The sequence below is a fragment of the Paraburkholderia tropica genome, assembly GCF_914484835.1.
In the GTDB taxonomy this organism is placed as follows: domain Bacteria; phylum Pseudomonadota; class Gammaproteobacteria; order Burkholderiales; family Burkholderiaceae; genus Paraburkholderia; species Paraburkholderia tropica_A.
On the sequence record NZ_CAJZAR010000077.1, the window covers coordinates 79,227 to 96,703 of the forward strand.

The window sequence follows — 17,477 nt, forward strand, 5'->3', positions numbered from 1 at the left end:
CACGAGTGACCCGACGCCCCTCCGTCACCGTCAAGCCGCCCGAGGCGGCGCGCGCGGACACGATCGCCCAGGCGCACGCGCGCTCGCTCGCGCTCGGCCTGCGCGCGGGCGAGGCGCCCGACTTTCAGCCGCTCGGCGGCGCGGACCTGCGCGACCTGCTCGACGCGAATCACACGCTCTATCACCAGGCGCGGCCCGTGATGGACGCGCTGCACGCGCAGATCGTCGATACCGAAAGCATGGTGCTGCTCACCGACCGCAACGGCGTGATCCTGCACAGTCTCGGCGACACCGATTTCGTCGAGAAGGCGCGGCGCGTGGCGCTGCGTCCCGGCGTCTCGTGGTCGGAGCGCGACCGCGGCACCAATGCGATCGGCACCGCGCTCGTCGACGCCCAGCCCACCATCGTCCATGCGGGCGAGCACTTCCTGCGCGCGAATCATATCCTCACCTGCTCGTGTGCGCCGATCGCCGATCCGTGGGGCCGCACGCTCGGCGCGCTCGACGTGAGCGGCGAATCGCGCGGCTTTCACAAGCACACGCTCGCGCTCGTGCGCATGTCGGCGCAGATGATCGAGAACCATCTGTTCAACATCGAATTCGCCGCGTCCGTGCGGCTGCAGTTTCACGCGCGCGCGGAATTCATCGGCACGCTCTACGAAGGACTCGCCGCGTTCGCCGCCGACGGCACGCTGCTCTGCGCGAACCGCAGCGCGCTGTTCCAGTTCGGCTCGCCGCTTGCCACCTTGCAGTCGAGCGGCTTCGACGCGCTGTTCGGCCAGCCCTTCGCGGCCTTCATGCAGCAGCTCGCCAGCGCGCGCGGCGAACCCGTCACGCTGACGCTGCCGAGCGGCGTGCGCGTGGTGGCGCGCGGCACGCCGGGCGCATCGGGGTTCGGCGCGCCGTCGTCCGCCGCGAACGCCACATACACGGCGCGAGCCGCGCAGGCGGCTCAAGCGGCTCAAGCGGCTCAGGCGGCTCAAGCCGCACGCGATGCCGCGCGGCCCGCACCGTCGAGCGCACGCGCCACGGAAACCGCCGCCGAAATTGCATGGCAGCCCACGTTCGCCGACCTCGACACCGGCGACGCGCGCATGTCCGCCGTGCTCGAACGCGTCGCGCGCGTGCGTGGCCGCGACATCCCCGTGCTCGTGCTCGGCCGCACGGGCACCGGCAAGGAATGGCTCGCGCGGGCGCTGCATCAGGATTCGCCGCGACGCGGTGCGCCCTTCGTCGCGCTCAATTGCGCGGCGCTGCCCGACTCGCTGATCGAAGCCGAACTGTTCGGTTACGAGGATGGCGCGTTCACCGGCGCGCGGCGGCGCGGCAGTCCCGGCAAGATCGTGCAGGCGCACGGCGGCACGCTGTTTCTCGACGAAATCGGCGACATGCCGCTCGCCCAGCAAGTGCGCCTGATGCGCGTATTGCAGGAGCGCGCCGTGGTGCCGCTCGGCGGCGCGCGCGCGATCCCGGTCGATCTGCGCATCGTCTGCGCGACGCACCGCGATCTGCGCGCGATGATCGCCGAGGGCAGCTTCCGCGAGGATCTCTACTACCGCATCAACGGGCTCGCCGTGACGCTGCCGCCGCTCGCGGAACGCAGCGATCTCGACGTGCTGATCGCCCGCGTGCTCGCGCGCGTGCGCGCCGAAGTGCCCGACGCGCCCACGCGTCTGACGCCCGCCGTGCGCGCGTGTTTCGCGCGCTGCCGCTGGCCGGGCAATCTGCGTCAGCTGGCGAACGTGCTGCGCACCGCCGCGATTCTCGCCGAGGGCGAGGCCGCCATCGACATCGCGCATCTGCCCGAGGATCTGCTCGCCGACTGCGCGTTCGACCCGGCCGATCCGCCGACCCCGCACGACGCGAGCGCCGAGGATCACGACGATAACCCCGATACGCGCCCCGAACGTCTGGCCGACTGGCAGGCGCATCTGATCGACGACGCCCTCACGCGCCACAGCGGCAACGTGTCCGCCGCCGCGCGCGAACTCGGGCTCGCGCGCAACACGGTGTACCGGCATCTGCGGCGGCGCTAGCCGCGCGGCGTCCGGCGCGCCTGTCGATACCGTGAACGCCGGCACGCGCGCGCCGCCAGGGTAAGCTTCGCGACAACGCTTTTCCCCCGCGCGACATGGCCTCCGCCCAGGAACTCAAACGCTACCGGCGCAATCTCGCCGACGAACTCGACAGCGCCGCCGTCTACGACACGCTCAGCGCCTGCGAGCAGGACGCGCGCCGCCGCGCGATCTACGCGGAACTCGCCGCCTCCGAACGCGAGCACGCCGCGATCTGGCGCGACAAGCTCGCGGCCAACGGCGTGCCGGTGCGCACGCATCGGCGCAGCGCGAAAACGCGCCTCCTGCAAACGCTCACGCGCACGTTCGGGCCATCGCTCGTGCTGCCGACCGTCGCCGCCGCCGAATACGCGGACCGCGACCGCTACGCGCGCGAACCCGGCGCGGAAACGCTCTCCGCACAGGAACAGGAACACGCGGCCATCGTGCAATCGATGGTCGCGAGCAAGCGCCAGAGCGGCACGCGTGATACAGACGGCACACGCGGCGGCCGCACGAAAGGCGAACAGATCGCGGCGGCCGAGTCATGGCACAAGGGCGCGACCTCGGGCAACGACCTGCGCGCGGCGGTGCTCGGCGCGAACGACGGGCTCGTCTCGAACTTCTGCCTGATCATGGGCGTCGCGGGTGCGGGCAGCGCGAGCCGCACGATCCTGCTGACGGGACTCGCGGGCCTCGTGGCGGGCGCGTGCTCGATGGCGCTCGGCGAATGGCTCTCGGTGACCAACGCGCGCGAACTTGCGCGCACGCAGCTCGCCAAGGAAGCCGACGAGCTCGAACACACGCCCGACGCCGAGCGCCACGAACTCGCGCTGATCTACCAAGCCAAGGGCGTGGACGCCGACGAGGCGCGCCGCGTCGCCGCCCAGATCATGCGCGACAAGGACGAGGCGCTCGACACGCTCGCGCGCGAGGAACTCGGCATCGATCCGAAGGAACTGGGCGGCAATCCGTGGTCGGCGGCGGCGGTGTCGTTCTGCCTGTTTTCGCTCGGCGCGGCGTTTCCGACGGCGGCGTTTCTGTGGGCGCACGGCACGGCGGCGATCGTGCAGAGCGTGCTGTTGAGCGCGTTCGGGCTCGCGGCGGTCGGCGTGTTCACGTCGTTGTTCAACGGACGCAGCGCGGCATTTTCGGCGGCGCGGCAAATCGCGATCGGCCTCGTCGCCGCCGCGTTCACGGCGGGCGCGGGGCGCCTGCTCGGGGTATCGATATCATGAGCGCCGACGAGCACGACGATCGCTTCGCGCAGGACAGCGAAGCGCGCATTCTCCCCTCATCCGCGCCTGCTTCCGCACACGTCGCGACGCCCGTGCCGATGGTCCGCGTGGAGCCGCTCGGCGCGAGCTTCGAGGCGCCGCCCGAGCTAACGTTGCTCGAAGCGGCGTCGTTCGCGGGCGTCCGCCTGCCGCGACTGTGCCGCAACGGCACCTGCCGCACCTGCCTGTGCCGCGTCGTCAGCGGCGAAATCCGCTACACGATCGAATGGCCGGGCCTCTCGCGCGAGGAAAAAGCCCAGGGCGACGTGCTGACCTGCGTGGCCGTCGCGCTCACCGACCTCGTGCTCGACGTGCCCGACGCCGAAATGGCGTGACTTCGGCGCCGATTATTCCGATCCATGAAAAAAACCGGCCCGCGATGATCGATCGCGGGCCGGTTTTGCTGTACGGGGCGAAAGCGCTTCGCCCGGCGCGTCATTGACCGCCGAAGTACACCGATTGCGGGCCTTTGCGCGCGGCTTCGGAGACGTAGCCCGCACCGGCCATCGACGTGCTGCTCACGCCGCCGTAGGCGCTGTTGCCTTGCGTGACGGGCGCGGCCGCGACGCCGGCACCGGCGTTCTGGTTGCGGCTGGCTTGCTGGAATTCGACGAGCTGGGCGCGCACCTGATCGCGCGTGAGACCTTGGTCCGACTGCGCGAACGCGGCCAGCGGGGCGGCACAGACAGTGGCGATGACAACGGCTTGAACAAGCGACTTCATGATGACCTCCAGATTGTTGGAATCGCCCGGCTGTCGCGGCTTGCGTGCCGGCATCGAGCGTTGAGTGGATTCTAGGCAAGCGCCCGTTCTGGATATATGGCGAATCAGGCGATTTCCAGTTGCGGATTTCGCAATAATCCACACCGCGATCCGCAATGATCTGACACCTAAATAAAATTTTTATTAAGCGCCTGTGGAAATAATCAGAGGAATGTTCGGCGCCATTGTTGTCGCCAGGACAACACTGAATTCGTTTTGTAGGTATTTACCCTAGCCCTCCGAGCGCCTACATTGTCGGCATGGGTCAAGGCGTCACGCCGGCCCGCTAAAAAGAACCCGGAGGTCAACGTTATGAAATCGCTTCTCAAGGCTGTAGCCATCGCCGCCATCGTCGCCGCCCCGGCGGTTTCGTTCGCCCAGTCGCAACAACCCGTCACGCGCGCTGAAGTCCGCGCCGAACTCGCGCAACTGCGCGCCGCCGGCTACGATCCGAGCGACTGGATGCACTACCCGGAAAACATTCAGGCTGCCGAAGCCAAGATCGCGGCCGAAAAGGCCAACACGGCTTACGGTCCGTCGACCACCGGCACGTCGCAGTCGGGTCAATAAGTTTCGACGCGGGCGCTGACAGGTCAGACAGCGTCCACGTGCCGATGTGAATCAGGCCCGCCGCTCTTTCGAGCGGCGGGCCTGATTGTTTTTGGGCTGCTTGTTGGGTCGGGGTCGCGCGTTGGGCCACGACTGCCGCGAAGGCGACACGCGGCGGTGATCGATCGAGGCTTTCCTCTAGCGATCACGACCGCTCAACCGCGCAGCGGCTTAGCGATGCCCGCCGCCTCCGCCGCCGTGACCGCCGCCACCGCCGTGGCCACCTCCACCACCGCCGTGACCGCCACCTCCGCCGCCGGGCGGGCCCCACGTTCCGCCGTGTCCACCAGGACCACCCGGCCCGCCGGGACCACGTCCGCCGCCAGGACCGCCATGCCAGCCGCCCGGAGGCGGTCCGCCATGACCGCCGTGCCAGCCGCCGCCGCCGCGGTAGTAATCACCACCGCCGCCCCAGATGCCGATATTCACGGCGCCGTAAGCCGGCGCGGCATAGCCCGGCGCATAACCATAGTCGTAGTAACCGGGCTGGCCGTAGCCATATCCATAGCCGTAACCTGGCGCCACGGCACACCCCGCGAGCAGGGCGATGGCGCCCACCATCAGCGCATATTTGAGCATTGCCGAATCTCCTTTCCTTTATGTAAGAAAGTCGATTCAGTCTTAAGTTCTCGCTGAATTGTGAGCGTGCATTACGGATGTAACTGCGCGGATGTCACCACGCGGATGCAACCGCGCGACGCGTCGAATCAGCCTCGACTCGACGGCGCCTTAATTACGGCGGCCGAACGCGTCGTTGATCTTGCGATCGGTTTGATACTGGCTCAGCGAATAGACAGCCCAGATGGCCGCCGGAATCCAGCCGATCAGCGTGATCTGCAGGATCAGACAGATGATGCCCGCGAGCGGACGGCCAATCGTGAAGAACAGCAACCAGGGCAAGACCAGAGCAATCAGTAGACGCATATTCTGCGAACCTCGTGAGTGGTGATGAGCAGCGAAAAATTGCGCGTTGAGTTGACCGTTCAGTTGACGGGCGCGAAGCGCGGCACGAGCGCGCCGTCGACTTCGACGAGCTCGAAAAACACGGACTCGGGCCGCGTCCAGATCGTACCGTTCGCGGCGCGATAGACGATCATCGTGACCGACGGATCGGACTCGAGCGTCGCTTCGCAAACCAGTTCGTAGATGCCGCCTTTGTAGTGCCGGTAACGCACCATCGTCATATCCTCTTTCGTAGATAGCGCCGCCACGTTCGCGGCGCGATCGGCGTAGTGTATCAACGGAATACGCGTGAGATGGACTTGATACGCCAATCGGCGCGCGAGGCTCAGCGTCGCGGCACGCGTGATGCGCTCGTTTTCGCGAACGCAAGACCTTCACGAAGAACCACCACGGAGGACGACGATGGATCTCTACTTCTCCCCGCTGGCCTGCTCGCTCGCCACGCGCATCGCGCTCTATGAGGCCAACGCGTCCGCGAACTTCATTCAGGTCGATACGCAGTCCAAACAAATAGTGGACGACAAGGCGGACGACCGCGACTTCTTCGCGGTGAATGCGCTCGGCCAGGTGCCGGTGCTGCGCGAGGACGACGGCTGGACGCTGACCGAAAATTCCGCCGTGCTCCAGTGGGTCGCCGACCGCTTTCCGCAGGCGCAACTCGCGCCGCCCGCCGGCACGCGCGAGCGCGCCCGCCTGCAACAATGGCTCGGTTTTATCGGCACCGAACTGCACAAGGCCGTGTTCGTGCCGCTGCTCGCCACGGATACGGCGGAGGCCGTGAAGCACTACGCGCTCAGCAAGGTCGAACTGCGTTTCGGCCGGCTGGAGCGGCATCTGTCGACGCACGCGTATTTGCTCGATGCGTTCAGCGTCGCCGATGCGTATCTCGTCACCGTGCTGAACTGGGCGCCGTACGCAGGCATCGATCTCGCGCGCTGGCCCGCCGTCGCGGACTACGCGAAACGCATGCGCGCGCGTCCCGCCGTCGCGCGCGCGATCGCCGAGGAACTGGAAATTTTCAAACGCGAACGCGAACAGAAAAAATGACCGGAGCAACGATCTGCGCGAAGGCCGCAAATCGGCGAATCACCATTGCAAACATCTCACGAGACTTTTTTGGCGTGCTGGCATCCGACTTTTTGTCGTGCGATAACCGCTTAATCGCCACACACGCTGGAACCATCGCGATGGCCACGCTCGAAGCTTTCCGCACCGTACTCGACGATCCGCATACGCCCGAGATCATCCGCAATCACATCATCGATTCGCTGCAATACGCGCTGCGCAATCACGGCCAGATTTTCGCTTCGAAAGAAGTCGAATGGCTCGCGACCTGGGACGACGCGCGCATTCCGCTCGCGGCGACCAAGGAGCTGAACCGGCGCGTGGCCGAAACGCGCTGAGCACAATCGGCGCGCGTTCGCGCCTTTACTCCGCCAGCCCGGCGAACACCGCCTTCAGGTCGCGGCCCGCGCGCGCACGCGCCTGGTTCACCACGCGCGTCTCGATCTCCGCCAGATGCTCGCGCATGGTCGCGAGCGCGGCGTCCTGCTCGCCCGCTTCGAGCGCGGCGATGATCTGCGCGTGCTCGTCGGGCGCGCAAGTCGTGCCCTTGCTCGGATCGAACAGCGCCTTGTAAAGCTCCGTCTTCGCGACGAGCTGCGCGAGCGCAGCCACCAGCGCCGCGCCGCCCGCGATCTCCGTCAGCACCAGATGAAACTGGCCCGCGAGGCGCACCGCCTCGTCGATACGGCCATCGCGCAGTGCCTTCTTTTCGCTGCGCACGTGCGCCGCGAGCGTGCGGCGCGCGCCCGCATCGAGCGCCCCGCACAAGCTGATCACCACGCCCGCCTCCACCACCTGCCGCGCGCGGAACGCCGCGCGAATGTCGTCCTCGGACGGCGACGGCACGAACGCCCCGCGATTCGGTTCCAGCACGAGCTTGCCCTCGTAGCCGAGCCGCGCGAGCACCTTGCGCAGCGCGCCGCGCGTGCAGCCGAACGCGGCCGCGAGCTCACGCTCGACGAGCTGCTGGCCCGGCGCGAGCTTGCCTTGCAGCAGCGCCGAATTGATCGAGGCGTAGACGAGCGCTTCGACGTCGTCGGCGTCGTCGTCGGGTGGAGATGGGAGGGCCGGCTCGGCCGTGCGGGTTCGGGATGCCATGTGTGCGTGCGGATCGGGTGACGTGCGGGACCAGGCGGCATTGTAGCGACGCGCGCTAACGGGCGAAACAACGCCGTGCGCGGCGGCTGCGTGATACCGGGTATCACGTGACCCGCCAGATTGTTGACAATCGTTCTGTATAATGGTCAACCAAATATCGCCGATAAGGTTGACCGCATGACGCTTCGCTCCGCCCCTTCACGTTCCTCGCCGTCGCAGCCGGACGGCGCCGCCGCGCTCGTCTGGTACGCGACCATCGTCGCGATCGGCCTGAATCTGCGGCCGCTGCTCACGTCGATCAGTCCCCTCATGGCGACCATCCGCCACGACACCGGACTGTCGTTCTCGGGCGCGTCGCTGCTCACGAGCCTGCCCGTGGTCGCGATGGGACTCGGCGCATTCGGCACCGGCTGGCTCGCGCGCCGGCTCGGCGACACGCGCGGCGTCGCGCTCGGCCTCGTGGCGATTGCGGCGGCGGTCGGTGCGCGTGCGTTCGCGGCGTCGGGCGGCGCGCTGATGTTCACCGCCGTCGCGGCGGGCGCGGGCGTCGCGGCCATCCAGGCGCTGCTGCCCGCCGTCATGAAGCAGCGCTTCGCCCACCGCGTGCCGCTCGCGATGGGCCTCTTTTCGGCGTCGATCATGGGTGGCGGCGGGCTCGGCGCGAGCCTGAGCCCGCTCGTCGCGCGTGCGGGAAATTCATGGCACGGCGCGCTCGCGGTCTGGGCGCTGCCCGCCGTGGCCGCGCTCGGCCTGTGGCTCTGGCTGAATCGGGGAAATCGGCGCGGTCGTGACGCGGGCACGGCTCCGGCCAGCACGGCGGCGCAATCCGCCGCCCCCGTGCCGGTCTGGCGCAAGCGCCGCGCATGGACGCTCGGGCTGCATTTCGGCCTCGTGAACGGCGGCTATACGAGCCTCGTCGCGTGGCTGCCCGCGTATTACCAGCAGCACGGCGCGAGCGTCGAAGCGAGCGGTTCGCTGCTCGCCGCCATGACGGTGTTCCAGGCCGCCAGCGCGCTGCTGCTGCCGCTCGCGGCCGCGCGCTTCGCCGACCGCCGTCCGTGGCTGATCGCCGGGCTCTGCGCGCAGTGGATCGGCGTGGTCGGCCTTGCGGCCTGGCCCGAAGCCGCGCCGCTGCTGTGGGTCGCGGCGGCGGGCGCGGGCCTCGGCGGCACCTTCTCGGTCACGCTCGTCACCGCGCTCGATCATTCGGGCGATCACCGTATCGCGGCGCGGCTCGTCGCGTTCGTGCAGGGGCTGGGCTTCGTAATCGCCGCGCTCGCGCCGCTCGTGGCCGGACGCGTACGCGACCTGACCGGCGGCTTCACCGCCGCGTGGATCATGCTCGCCGTCTCCATCACCGCGATGATCGTGCTCACGCTCGCGTTCTCGCCGCGCAGCTATGGACGCTGGCTCGGCATTCACGGTTCGGCGTCGCTCGACGCCGTCTGAGGCTGCGCGACACGGCCAAGCCGAGCCAGGCGGATTCGATACCTGATCGATCCCCGCTCGATCCCGCCAGGCGCGCCCTGGCGGCTATCCGGCGCACAAAAAAATTCGAAAAAAAACCATCCCGCCGCCGTGCCCGCATACACGGCGCTTCCACGCAACAGCGACGCGCGCTTTTCCCTCAAACGTTTGCATTCACCGCTGTACGAATGTACAGTGCGTGCAGCCGGCCATCCGTGCCGCCCGGTTGCCGTACCGGGCACCGCCGCCTTCGGGCGTGCCCGCCAGCCCGCGCTTTGCGGGGCCGGTGCGGTCAGGCGGGGCAGTTCATCAAAACGGAGATCACGACGTGCGATTCATCTTGACGGGGAGCTTGCTGTGCGCCCTCGCATCCACCGCGCTCGCTGGGGAACACTACATCGAGATCTGGAATCCGCCCGAGGCGAGAACGCCCGGCGCGCATCCCGCGAGGACCGACAAGAAAGCGCACGCGCATCACGGCGCGAAGCACAAGCTCGCCAATAACGACCGCCTCGGCACCCGCAAGATCGCCGAACCGGCGTTGCGCGACCCGGCACCCACCGTGCCGGTCATGCCGGGCTCCACACCCATGCTCACGAAGCCGGAACCGGGCACGCTGCCCGCCATTCCGCCGCAGATCGGCCCCGACGGCAACGTGCTGCAAGTCAACTACGCCGTGCCCGCTCGCCGCGCGCAAAGTCCGCTGATGGCGCTGCCGACCGTGCCTGTCGCGCGTGCTTCGATGCAGCCTGCCACGCAGTCCACGACGCTTCAATCCGCCGCTTCGCGCGCGCCGCAGTAAGCAGCGCAGTAAGCACCGCAATCAGCCGCGCAGTCGATCCGCATCCGTCGCGCATTCCTCGCCTGGCCCTCTCCCGAGACACAAAAAAAGCGGCCCCGCCACCTTGCGGTGCGGGGCCGAATCCCATGTCAAGGAGATGTCATGGAGGAGACGGTTTCATCGTACCGATGACCCGCACGCGCCCCAACCAATGCTTTCGCATATGCATATCGCGCGCGCGCCGCAGGTGCGAACCCGCCGCGACGGCATATGGTTAGAACAAAAAGTCGTTTCGCGACGCGCCGCGCGCTCACTAAGATGACTGTTCCGGCCTGATTTAAGCCGCCCCAGCATCGGGCGCCAGGCGAGCGATCCGCCATGACCCGCGTTGCCGCGCGCCGTCATGTTTCGCACGCCGGGCCCATCGCCATTTCGAGGAGCACCCCTTGAGCACTTCCGATTCCAGACACCGTCCGCTCGTGGTCGGCATTGGCGGCACGACGCGCGCCGCGTCGTCGACCGAGCGCGCGCTGGCCTTCGCGCTGCGCGGCGCGGAAGCCGCCGGCGCACGCACGCAGCTGTTCGACGGCACCTTCCTGCACAGCCTGCCGCACTACGCGCCCGAAAGCCCCACGCGCACCGACGCCCAGCTTCAATTGATCGAAGCCGTGCGCGCCGCCGACGCCGTGATCATCGCGACGCCCGGCTATCACGGCGGCGTCTCGGGCCTCGTGAAGAACGCGCTCGATACGCTCGAAGAACTGCGCGGCGACGCGCGTCCGTATCTCGATGGCCGCGCGGTCGGCTGCATCGTGACCGCCTACGGCTGGCAGGCCGCCGGTTCGGTGCTGACCTCGCTGCGCTCGATCGTGCACGCGCTGCGCGGCTGGCCGACGCCGTTCGGCGCGGGCATCAACACGCTGGAGACGCGCTTCGAGAGCGCGCACGAGTGCTCGGATCCGAAGGTCGTCGATCAGCTCGCGACGGTCGGCCAGCAGGCCGCGCAATTCGCGCTCGCGTTCAACGCGCGCCATACCGCATCGCAGACCGGCGCGGCGCTTGCTGCCGCCGGCGCATCGACGTCGTCGACGTCATCGAGTTCGGCGGCCCAGCCCGCGCGCAACGAAGACCGCCTGAGCGTCGCCGTTTGAGCGTCGCTTTGAGTGGCTCCGTTTGAGCGGATGAACGTTCCGCTCATCGCCTGAAAACGTCCGCGCCGCGCGCGCGGACGAGCGCGCCTTTCACACGTCCTGTTTGTCCCCTTCGTCTGATTCGTCTGATTCGTCTGATTCATCGGATTGGTCCCGCACGCCGCTGTGCGCGCCAGCGCACGCACGCGCGCGCGTTGCGTCGGTCAGCCCACAGACGGCGCATTGTGGCGGCGCCACATTGAAGCCGCCCACACGAACCCGCCTCATGCGAAACCTCATGCAGACCAAGCTGCTGATCGTTGCAGGCCGGACGTGATTAGCTTGCGACGAATGATTGGTTCCGCCCGCGCGATGGTGTCACTACGCTGGGGCCTGTTTACGCAAGCATCGACAGGATTCAGTGGCCATGCACGCAACCCTCCGCTACAAAGGCTACGAAGTCGCGCCCAGCGCGCAGCGGCTTCCGAACGGCCTGTACGCCGCCAATCTGACGATCGGCACGCTGCCGAGCACACGCCCGCATGCGCACCGATCGTTCGACGCGCTCGATTACTTCTTCGAGGAGCGCCACGCGCTCGCCTACGCGTGCCGCTGGGCGCGCATGTGGATCGACGAGCAGCGCCGCTGCGCCTGATCCGGCCCGCTCTAGCCGACGACTTGCGGCGATCTCCGACGATCGGGCGTGCGGCCCCTTCGTGCGCGCGGCAAGGCAAGATTTCTTACGAATGTGACAGAATAGGAGTCATATCACCGTCATTTTTACCGTATCCATGTCCGACACCCTGATGCATCGAGAGGTAGGCAGCGATCGCCTCACCGACCAGGACGCCGCGCTGCGTCGCTGGACTCACGACACGCCAGGGCCCATCAAGATCGGATCGGACGAGCACCGCAAGATGTTCTGCCGGATGTTGCTCGATACCCACGATCCGTACCGTCCCGCCGTGCTCGACTGGCCGAAGCTCGAACCCGACGCGCTCGGGCGCCTCACGTCGCTGCCGATCTGGGATATCGCCGTGCAGACCGAAGGCCGCGCGTCGATTCGTGTGAAGACTTACGCCGCGACCGTGACCGAACCGCTGCTGCGCGAAGCCATCGAAATGGACGGCGACGAGGAAGCGCGCCACAAGGTCGTGCTCTCGCATCTGGTGCAGGCCTACGGCATCGAACTCGCGCCCGAACCGCATTACGCGCCGCCGAAAGACGCCGAATGGGCGTGGATGTTCACGGGCTACAGCGAGTGCATCGACAGCTTCTTCGCCTTCGGCCTGTTCCGCTCGGCGCAGCGGTCGGGCTTTTTTCCGGCGGAACTGGTCGAGACTTTCGAGCCCGTGATTCAGGAAGAAGCGCGCCACATCCTGCTCTTCGTGAACTGGGTCGCGTGGTATCGCAAGACCATGCCGTGGTGGCGCCGTCCGTGGCACTCGCTGCGCGTGGGCGCAATCTGGATCAAACTGATATGGGACCGCGTGGCGATCGCGCGCGGCATCGACGCCGACGGCGTGGCGCACGACTCGAACTTCCTGCCCGCGAACCGCGAGGTGCTCGGCGATTCGCTCAAGCCGCGCGACATGATCGAGCTGTGCCTGAAGGAAGACACCGATCGCATGCGCGGCTACGATCCGCGCCTGCTGCGCCCGACGCTCGTGCCCGCGCTCGCGCGGCTCGCGCTGCGCTTCATGAAGAAGTGAGCGAAGCCCTATAACAACGCGCGCGATTTCGCTGGCTTGCGCATGATTGTTGCGCGTGAGTTGAGTGCGTAACAGCGGCGCGAAATTGCGGCGCATGAACCATGACGATTGCGCATGATCGCGCGCCGCGCCGCACGACGGCCGCACGAGGAGGAGACTGCATGACCTGGACTGTCGACCAGTTGCTCGAACTGACCGCGACGCAAGCCGTCGACGCGATCCGCGCGGGCCGCCTCAAGGCCGCCGACTACGTCGCCACGCTGATCGCCCGCGCGCAGGCGCTCGAAAACCTCAACGCGCTCACCGCGCTCGATGTCGAAGGCGCGCTCGCGGCGGCGCAGCGCATCGACGCGCTCGGCGCGTCCGAGCGCGCGCATCTGCCGCTCGCGGGACTGCCCGTGGTCGTGAAGGACAACATCAACACGCGCGGCCTGCCAACCTCGGCGGGCACGCCCGCGCTCGAAGGCTTCGTGCCCGCGCGCCACGCGCCCTCGGTGCAGCGTCTCGTCGATGCGGGCGCCATCGTGCTCGGCAAGGCCAACATGCACGAACTGGCGTTCGGCATCACCAGCACGAATCTCGCGCCGCACGCGGGCCCGGTGCGCAATCCCTGGGATCCCGAACGAATTCCGGGCGGCTCGTCGGGCGGCACCTCCGCCGCCATCGCGGCGCGCATCGTGCCCGCGGGACTCGGCACCGATACCGGCGGCTCCACGCGCATTCCGGCCGCGCTCTGCGGCATCGTCGGCTTGCGTCCGAGCGTCGGCGACGGCGGCACGCAGCGTCGCTATCACGATCCGCAAGCCGTCGTGCCGATCAGCCACACGCGCGACACCGTAGGCCCGATGGCGCGCACGGTCGCCGACGTGGCGCTGCTCGACGGCGTGATCACGGGCCACGGCCCGCTCGCGCAGGCGGCCGTCGCGAATCTGCGCATCGGCCTGCCCGCGCCGTTCTGGGAAGGCCTCGAAGCGGCCACCGAAGACGTCTCGCGCGCCGCGCTCGCGAAGCTCGCGGCGGCGGGCGTGACGCTCGTGCCGATCGAGATGGGCGACATCTTCGCGCTCAACGACCGCGTGAGCCTGGCCATCGCGCTGCACGAACCCATCGACGATCTGCAAGCGTGGCTCACCGCCAATCACGCGCCGGCGCGCAGCGTGGCCGACGTGGCGGCGCGCATCGCGAGTCCCGACGTGCGCGAAGCCTACGACGCGATCCTCGCCGACGTGCGCGGCAGCGACTATCAGACGGCGATGACCGTCTGGCGTCCTCGCCTGCAACAGCTTTACGCGCAGACGTTTTCGGCGAACGGACTCGACGCGCTGCTGTTCCCGACCACGCGTCTTGCCGCCGTGCCGCTCGACGAAGTGAACGGCTCGTCGAGCGTGTCGATCGACGGCGGGCCGCCCATCGACGAGATGGAGGCGTATCTGCGCAACACCGATCCCGCCAGCAACGCGGGCATTCCGGGACTCGCGCTGCCGTGCGGTCTCGTCGAAGGCGAAAACGGGCCGCTGCCGGTCGGCCTGGAACTCGATGGACCCGCAGGCAGCGACCGTCGTCTGCTCGCCATCGGTCTCGCGTTCGAGCAGATTCTCGGCAGCTTGCCCGCGCCCGCCATCTGAGCCAGACTTTCCGGCTTTCTTTCGCTCCACTTCCGCCGCGCTTACGACGTTTCGGCCATGCGCCGTCAGTCGTAAGCGGCGTCGGCGCGACGTGCGCCGACCATTCATGTGACAAATTGGCGCACTCAATCGGCCAAACCTTCGCCGAGCCCTTGCAGGGCGTCGCAACCTCGCCGCGTGACGCGCGGATCGGATGCACTCCGCCGCACGCAAAGCACATCGCCGCTACAATGAGAACAGTTCTCATTTCAAAACAGAAAGCTTCCCCATGCGTCTGACCGACCTTTCAAAAGGCGTAAGCGCCTTTGTCGAGCGCGTAGAAGACGCCTCCGCGCCCGACCCCATCGCCCAGCGCCTGCGCGACCTGGGCTTCGTTCCCGGCGAGCCCGTGCGCGTGGTCGCACGCGCGCCGTGGAGCGCCGACCCGCTGCTCGTGCAGATCGGCTCGACGCGCTTCGCGCTGCGCCGCGCCGAAGCCGAGCGCGTGACCATCCAGCTCGACGCCATCGACATCACGAACACCCAGGCAGGAACCGCCGCATGAGCACGCCGAACGCCAAGCCGCTGCGCATCGCGCTCGTCGGCAACCCGAATTGCGGCAAGACCGCGCTGTTCAATCTGCTCACCGGCGCGCGCCAGAAAGTCGCGAACTACGCGGGCGTGACGGTCGAGCGCAAGGAAGGCCGTTTCGTCACGCCGTCGGGCCGCAAGGTGCAGCTGCTCGATCTGCCCGGCGCGTACAGCTTCGATTCCGCGAGCCCCGACGAGCGCGTCACGCACGACGTGCTGATGGGCCGCTATCCGGGCGAGGCGATTCCCCAACTGGTCGTCTGCGTAGCGGACGCGACCAATCTGCGCCTACATCTGCGCTTCGTGCTCGAAGTGAAGCGCATGGGCCGCCCGGTCGTGCTCGCGCTCAACATGATGGATGCCGCGAAGCGCCGCGGCATCGTCGTGGACGTGGCGAAGCTCTCGCAGGCGCTCGGCATGCCCGTGGTCGAAACAGTGGCCGTGCAGCGCAACGGCGCGCAGTCGCTCGTCGCGCTGCTCGACCGCGTGAACACGGAAGACGCCGCGCCTTCGCAGGATGCAGCGGAAGACGCCGCAGCACAGGACGGCGATCTCCACGCCGCCGTGCGCCGCATTCTCGCCGACGCCGTGACGATGCCGCGCGCCACCGACGCACGCGACGACGCCATCGACAGCGTCGCGCTGCATCCGGTGCTCGGCCCGCTGATTCTCGCGGTGGTGATGTTCCTCGTGTTCCAGGCGGTCTATTCGCTCGGCAAGCCGCTGACCGATTCGATCGGCGACGGCTTCGACTGGCTCGGCGGCATCGCGGGCGCGTGGCTGCCCGACGGCCCGCTGCGCAGCCTGCTGACCGACGGCCTGCTGACCGGCCTCGGCACCGTGCTCGGCTTCCTGCCCGAAATTCTCGTGCTGTTCTTCTTCATCCTCGTGCTGGAGGAATCGGGCTATCTGCCGCGCGCGGCCTTTCTGCTCGACCGCATGATGGTGTCGGTCGGCCTCACGGGGCGCTCGTTCATTCCGCTGCTTTCGAGTTTCGCGTGCGCGATTCCGGGCGTGATGGGCACGCGCAGCATCTCCGATCCGCGCGACCGGCTCGCGACCATTCTCGTCGCGCCGCTCATGACGTGTTCCGCGCGCCTGCCCGTCTACGCGCTGCTGATCAGCGCATTCATCCCGCACCGCATGGTGTTCAGCGTGTTCAACCTGCAGGGGCTCGTCCTGTTCGCGCTCTACGTGCTGGGCATCGTGGGCGCGATGGCGGTGGGCTGGGTGATGAAGCATCTGCGCCGCGACCGCACCGAACACGCGCTGCTGATGGAGCTGCCGTCGTATCGCATCCCGCGCGCGCGCGACGTGGCGATCGGCCTGTGGGAGCGCTGCACGATCTTCCTGAAGCGCCTGACCGGCATCATCCTCGCGCTGACCGTGATCATGTGGTTCGTCTCGACGTTCCCCTCGCCGCCCGATGGCGCGACCGGTCCCGCCATCGACTACACGATCGCGGGCTATCTCGGCCGCGCACTGCAATGGCCGTTCGCGCCGCTCGGCTTCAACTGGCAGATGAGCCTCGCGCTCATTCCGGCCTTCGCCGCGCGCGAAACCGCCGTGGCCGCGCTCGCGACGGTCTATGCCGTGGCGGGCGGCGACAGCGACGTGGCCGCGCTCGGCCACACGCTCGCGCAGAACTTCTCGGTGGCGAGCGCGCTGTCGCTGATGGTGTGGTTCGCGTTCGCGCCGCAATGCATGTCGACGCTCGCCGTGATCCGCCGCGAGACGCGTTCGTGGCGCGCGGTAGTGGTGTCGTTCAGTTATATGTTCGCGGTCGCGTATGCGGCTTCGTTCGTCACCTATCAAGCCGCGAGGTATTTCCTGTGAGCGCGAACCTGCTGTTTCAATACGCCGTGATTGCGCTGCTCGTCGCGGCGAGCCTCTGGCAAGCGCTGCGCAAGCTCGCGCCGAAAACCGCTTCGCGCGTGCAGGCGGGCGCGGCCGCGCCGCTGCTGCGGCCGCAGCGCGGCGCGTTCGCGCAACGCGTCGGACGCTGGCTGCAACCGAAAGGCGCTACGGGCGATTGCGGCGACGGCTGCGGCACGTGCGGCACCTGCGGGCCGTCCGACGCGCCCGCCGAACAGACGGTGACGTTTCATCCGCCGCGTAAATAAGCGCAGCGAATGTCGATGAGTATGTCGATGAAATAGCGGCCCGCCGGAGCGATTCGGCGGGCCGCTTTTTTTACGGCGTTTTGCATCGCGGCTCGACGCGAAGTCCGCGCCTGCACACACGCCAGACACATCGTTCCGCTACACTCCCCGCAGCAAGGCCAGCCCGCGCGCTTCGGATCGAATCAAATCGGATCGAAGCCATCGACACAGCCAACCGCGCGGCCCGTTCACGATCGATATC

General features: G+C 67.9%; 20 protein-coding genes. 15 read left to right on the plus strand and 5 right to left on the minus strand.

What is annotated here, in order from left to right; translation table 11 throughout:
* Window positions 1–5 precede the first annotated feature (5 nt).
* The 3 genes from LDO54_RS28755 to LDO54_RS28765 all read left to right on the plus strand — a co-directional run bounded on the left by LDO54_RS28755 (window position 6) and on the right by LDO54_RS28765 (window position 3,666).
* Window positions 6–2,036: a sigma-54-dependent Fis family transcriptional regulator gene (locus tag LDO54_RS28755; protein ID WP_224014412.1), complete on the plus strand. Its 2,031-nt coding sequence runs from the start codon at window positions 6–8 to the stop codon at window positions 2,034–2,036.
* 95 nt (window positions 2,037–2,131) lie between these two features.
* Complete coding sequence (locus LDO54_RS28760) at window positions 2,132–3,292, plus strand: VIT1/CCC1 transporter family protein (protein ID WP_224014414.1); 1,161 nt, start codon at window positions 2,132–2,134, stop codon at window positions 3,290–3,292.
* Window positions 3,293–3,390: 98 nt separating this feature from the next.
* Window positions 3,391–3,666, plus strand: coding sequence for a 2Fe-2S iron-sulfur cluster-binding protein (locus tag LDO54_RS28765; RefSeq protein WP_224014520.1), 276 nt, complete (start codon window positions 3,391–3,393; stop codon window positions 3,664–3,666).
* Between the two features lie 100 nt (window positions 3,667–3,766).
* Here LDO54_RS28765 and LDO54_RS28770 read toward each other — a convergent pair whose 3' ends face one another.
* Complete coding sequence (locus LDO54_RS28770; RefSeq protein ID WP_224014416.1) at window positions 3,767–4,054, minus strand: DUF4148 domain-containing protein; 288 nt, start codon at window positions 4,052–4,054, stop codon at window positions 3,767–3,769.
* A gap of 351 nt (window positions 4,055–4,405) precedes the next feature.
* On the opposite strand from LDO54_RS28770, the gene LDO54_RS28775 reads away from it, so the two are divergent.
* Window positions 4,406–4,663, plus strand: coding sequence for a DUF4148 domain-containing protein (locus LDO54_RS28775; protein WP_224014418.1), 258 nt, complete (start codon window positions 4,406–4,408; stop codon window positions 4,661–4,663).
* A gap of 210 nt (window positions 4,664–4,873) precedes the next feature.
* On the opposite strand, the gene LDO54_RS28780 is transcribed toward LDO54_RS28775, so the two are convergent.
* The 3 genes from LDO54_RS28780 to LDO54_RS28790 form a co-directional block, all read right to left on the minus strand.
* Window positions 4,874–5,281: a hypothetical protein gene (locus LDO54_RS28780; protein ID WP_224014420.1), complete on the minus strand. Its 408-nt coding sequence runs from the start codon at window positions 5,279–5,281 to the stop codon at window positions 4,874–4,876.
* Between the two features lie 150 nt (window positions 5,282–5,431).
* Complete coding sequence (locus tag LDO54_RS28785) at window positions 5,432–5,626, minus strand: YqaE/Pmp3 family membrane protein (RefSeq protein ID WP_065057694.1); 195 nt, start codon at window positions 5,624–5,626, stop codon at window positions 5,432–5,434.
* Between the two features lie 59 nt (window positions 5,627–5,685).
* Window positions 5,686–5,880 (minus strand): DUF1653 domain-containing protein, encoded by a 195-nt coding sequence (locus LDO54_RS28790; protein WP_373681580.1) that lies wholly within the window; start codon window positions 5,878–5,880, stop codon window positions 5,686–5,688.
* 187 nt (window positions 5,881–6,067) lie between these two features.
* Here LDO54_RS28790 and LDO54_RS28795 point away from each other — a divergent pair, with 187 nt between their 5' ends.
* Complete coding sequence (locus tag LDO54_RS28795) at window positions 6,068–6,712, plus strand: glutathione binding-like protein (protein ID WP_224014421.1); 645 nt, start codon at window positions 6,068–6,070, stop codon at window positions 6,710–6,712.
* A 140-nt stretch (window positions 6,713–6,852) separates the two neighbouring features.
* Entirely contained in the window at window positions 6,853–7,068 is a 216-nt protein-coding gene (locus LDO54_RS28800; RefSeq protein ID WP_065057692.1) for a hypothetical protein, read from the plus strand.
* A gap of 25 nt (window positions 7,069–7,093) precedes the next feature.
* Here the strand turns inward: LDO54_RS28800 and LDO54_RS28805 are convergent, their stop codons facing one another.
* Window positions 7,094–7,828 (minus strand): GntR family transcriptional regulator, encoded by a 735-nt coding sequence (locus tag LDO54_RS28805; RefSeq protein ID WP_224014423.1) that lies wholly within the window; start codon window positions 7,826–7,828, stop codon window positions 7,094–7,096.
* A gap of 177 nt (window positions 7,829–8,005) precedes the next feature.
* Between LDO54_RS28805 and LDO54_RS28810 the strand changes: the two genes are divergently transcribed.
* The 9 genes from LDO54_RS28810 to LDO54_RS28850 all read left to right on the plus strand — a co-directional run bounded on the left by LDO54_RS28810 (window position 8,006) and on the right by LDO54_RS28850 (window position 17,236).
* Window positions 8,006–9,277, plus strand: coding sequence for a cyanate transporter (locus LDO54_RS28810; protein ID WP_224014425.1), 1,272 nt, complete (start codon window positions 8,006–8,008; stop codon window positions 9,275–9,277).
* 346 nt (window positions 9,278–9,623) lie between these two features.
* Window positions 9,624–10,097 carry a hypothetical protein gene (locus LDO54_RS28815; protein WP_224014426.1) on the plus strand — a complete coding sequence of 158 codons (474 nt, stop codon included), beginning with the start codon at window positions 9,624–9,626 and terminating at the stop codon, window positions 10,095–10,097.
* A gap of 425 nt (window positions 10,098–10,522) precedes the next feature.
* Complete coding sequence (locus tag LDO54_RS28820; protein WP_224014428.1) at window positions 10,523–11,227, plus strand: NADPH-dependent FMN reductase; 705 nt, start codon at window positions 10,523–10,525, stop codon at window positions 11,225–11,227.
* Between the two features lie 406 nt (window positions 11,228–11,633).
* On the plus strand, window positions 11,634–11,861 hold the full coding sequence (locus LDO54_RS28825; protein WP_205994927.1) for a transcriptional regulator: 228 nt from the start codon (window positions 11,634–11,636) through the stop codon (window positions 11,859–11,861).
* 136 nt (window positions 11,862–11,997) lie between these two features.
* Window positions 11,998–12,918 carry a ferritin-like domain-containing protein gene (locus tag LDO54_RS28830; protein WP_224014431.1) on the plus strand — a complete coding sequence of 307 codons (921 nt, stop codon included), beginning with the start codon at window positions 11,998–12,000 and terminating at the stop codon, window positions 12,916–12,918.
* Window positions 12,919–13,079: 161 nt separating this feature from the next.
* Window positions 13,080–14,543, plus strand: a complete 1,464-nt coding sequence (gene iaaH, locus LDO54_RS28835; protein WP_224014433.1) for an indoleacetamide hydrolase — start codon at window positions 13,080–13,082, stop codon at window positions 14,541–14,543.
* 268 nt (window positions 14,544–14,811) lie between these two features.
* Window positions 14,812–15,087, plus strand: a complete 276-nt coding sequence (locus LDO54_RS28840; RefSeq protein ID WP_224014435.1) for a FeoA family protein — start codon at window positions 14,812–14,814, stop codon at window positions 15,085–15,087.
* The gene (feoB, locus tag LDO54_RS28845) at window positions 15,084–16,949 is read left to right on the plus strand and encodes a ferrous iron transporter B (protein WP_224014437.1); all 1,866 of its coding nucleotides are present in this window, start codon (window positions 15,084–15,086) and stop codon (window positions 16,947–16,949) included. Before LDO54_RS28840 ends, feoB begins: the two co-directional genes overlap by 4 nt.
* Window positions 16,946–17,236 (plus strand): DUF6587 family protein, encoded by a 291-nt coding sequence (locus LDO54_RS28850; protein ID WP_224014439.1) that lies wholly within the window; start codon window positions 16,946–16,948, stop codon window positions 17,234–17,236. Before feoB ends, LDO54_RS28850 begins: the two co-directional genes overlap by 4 nt.
* The last annotated feature ends 241 nt before the right edge of the window (window positions 17,237–17,477 follow it).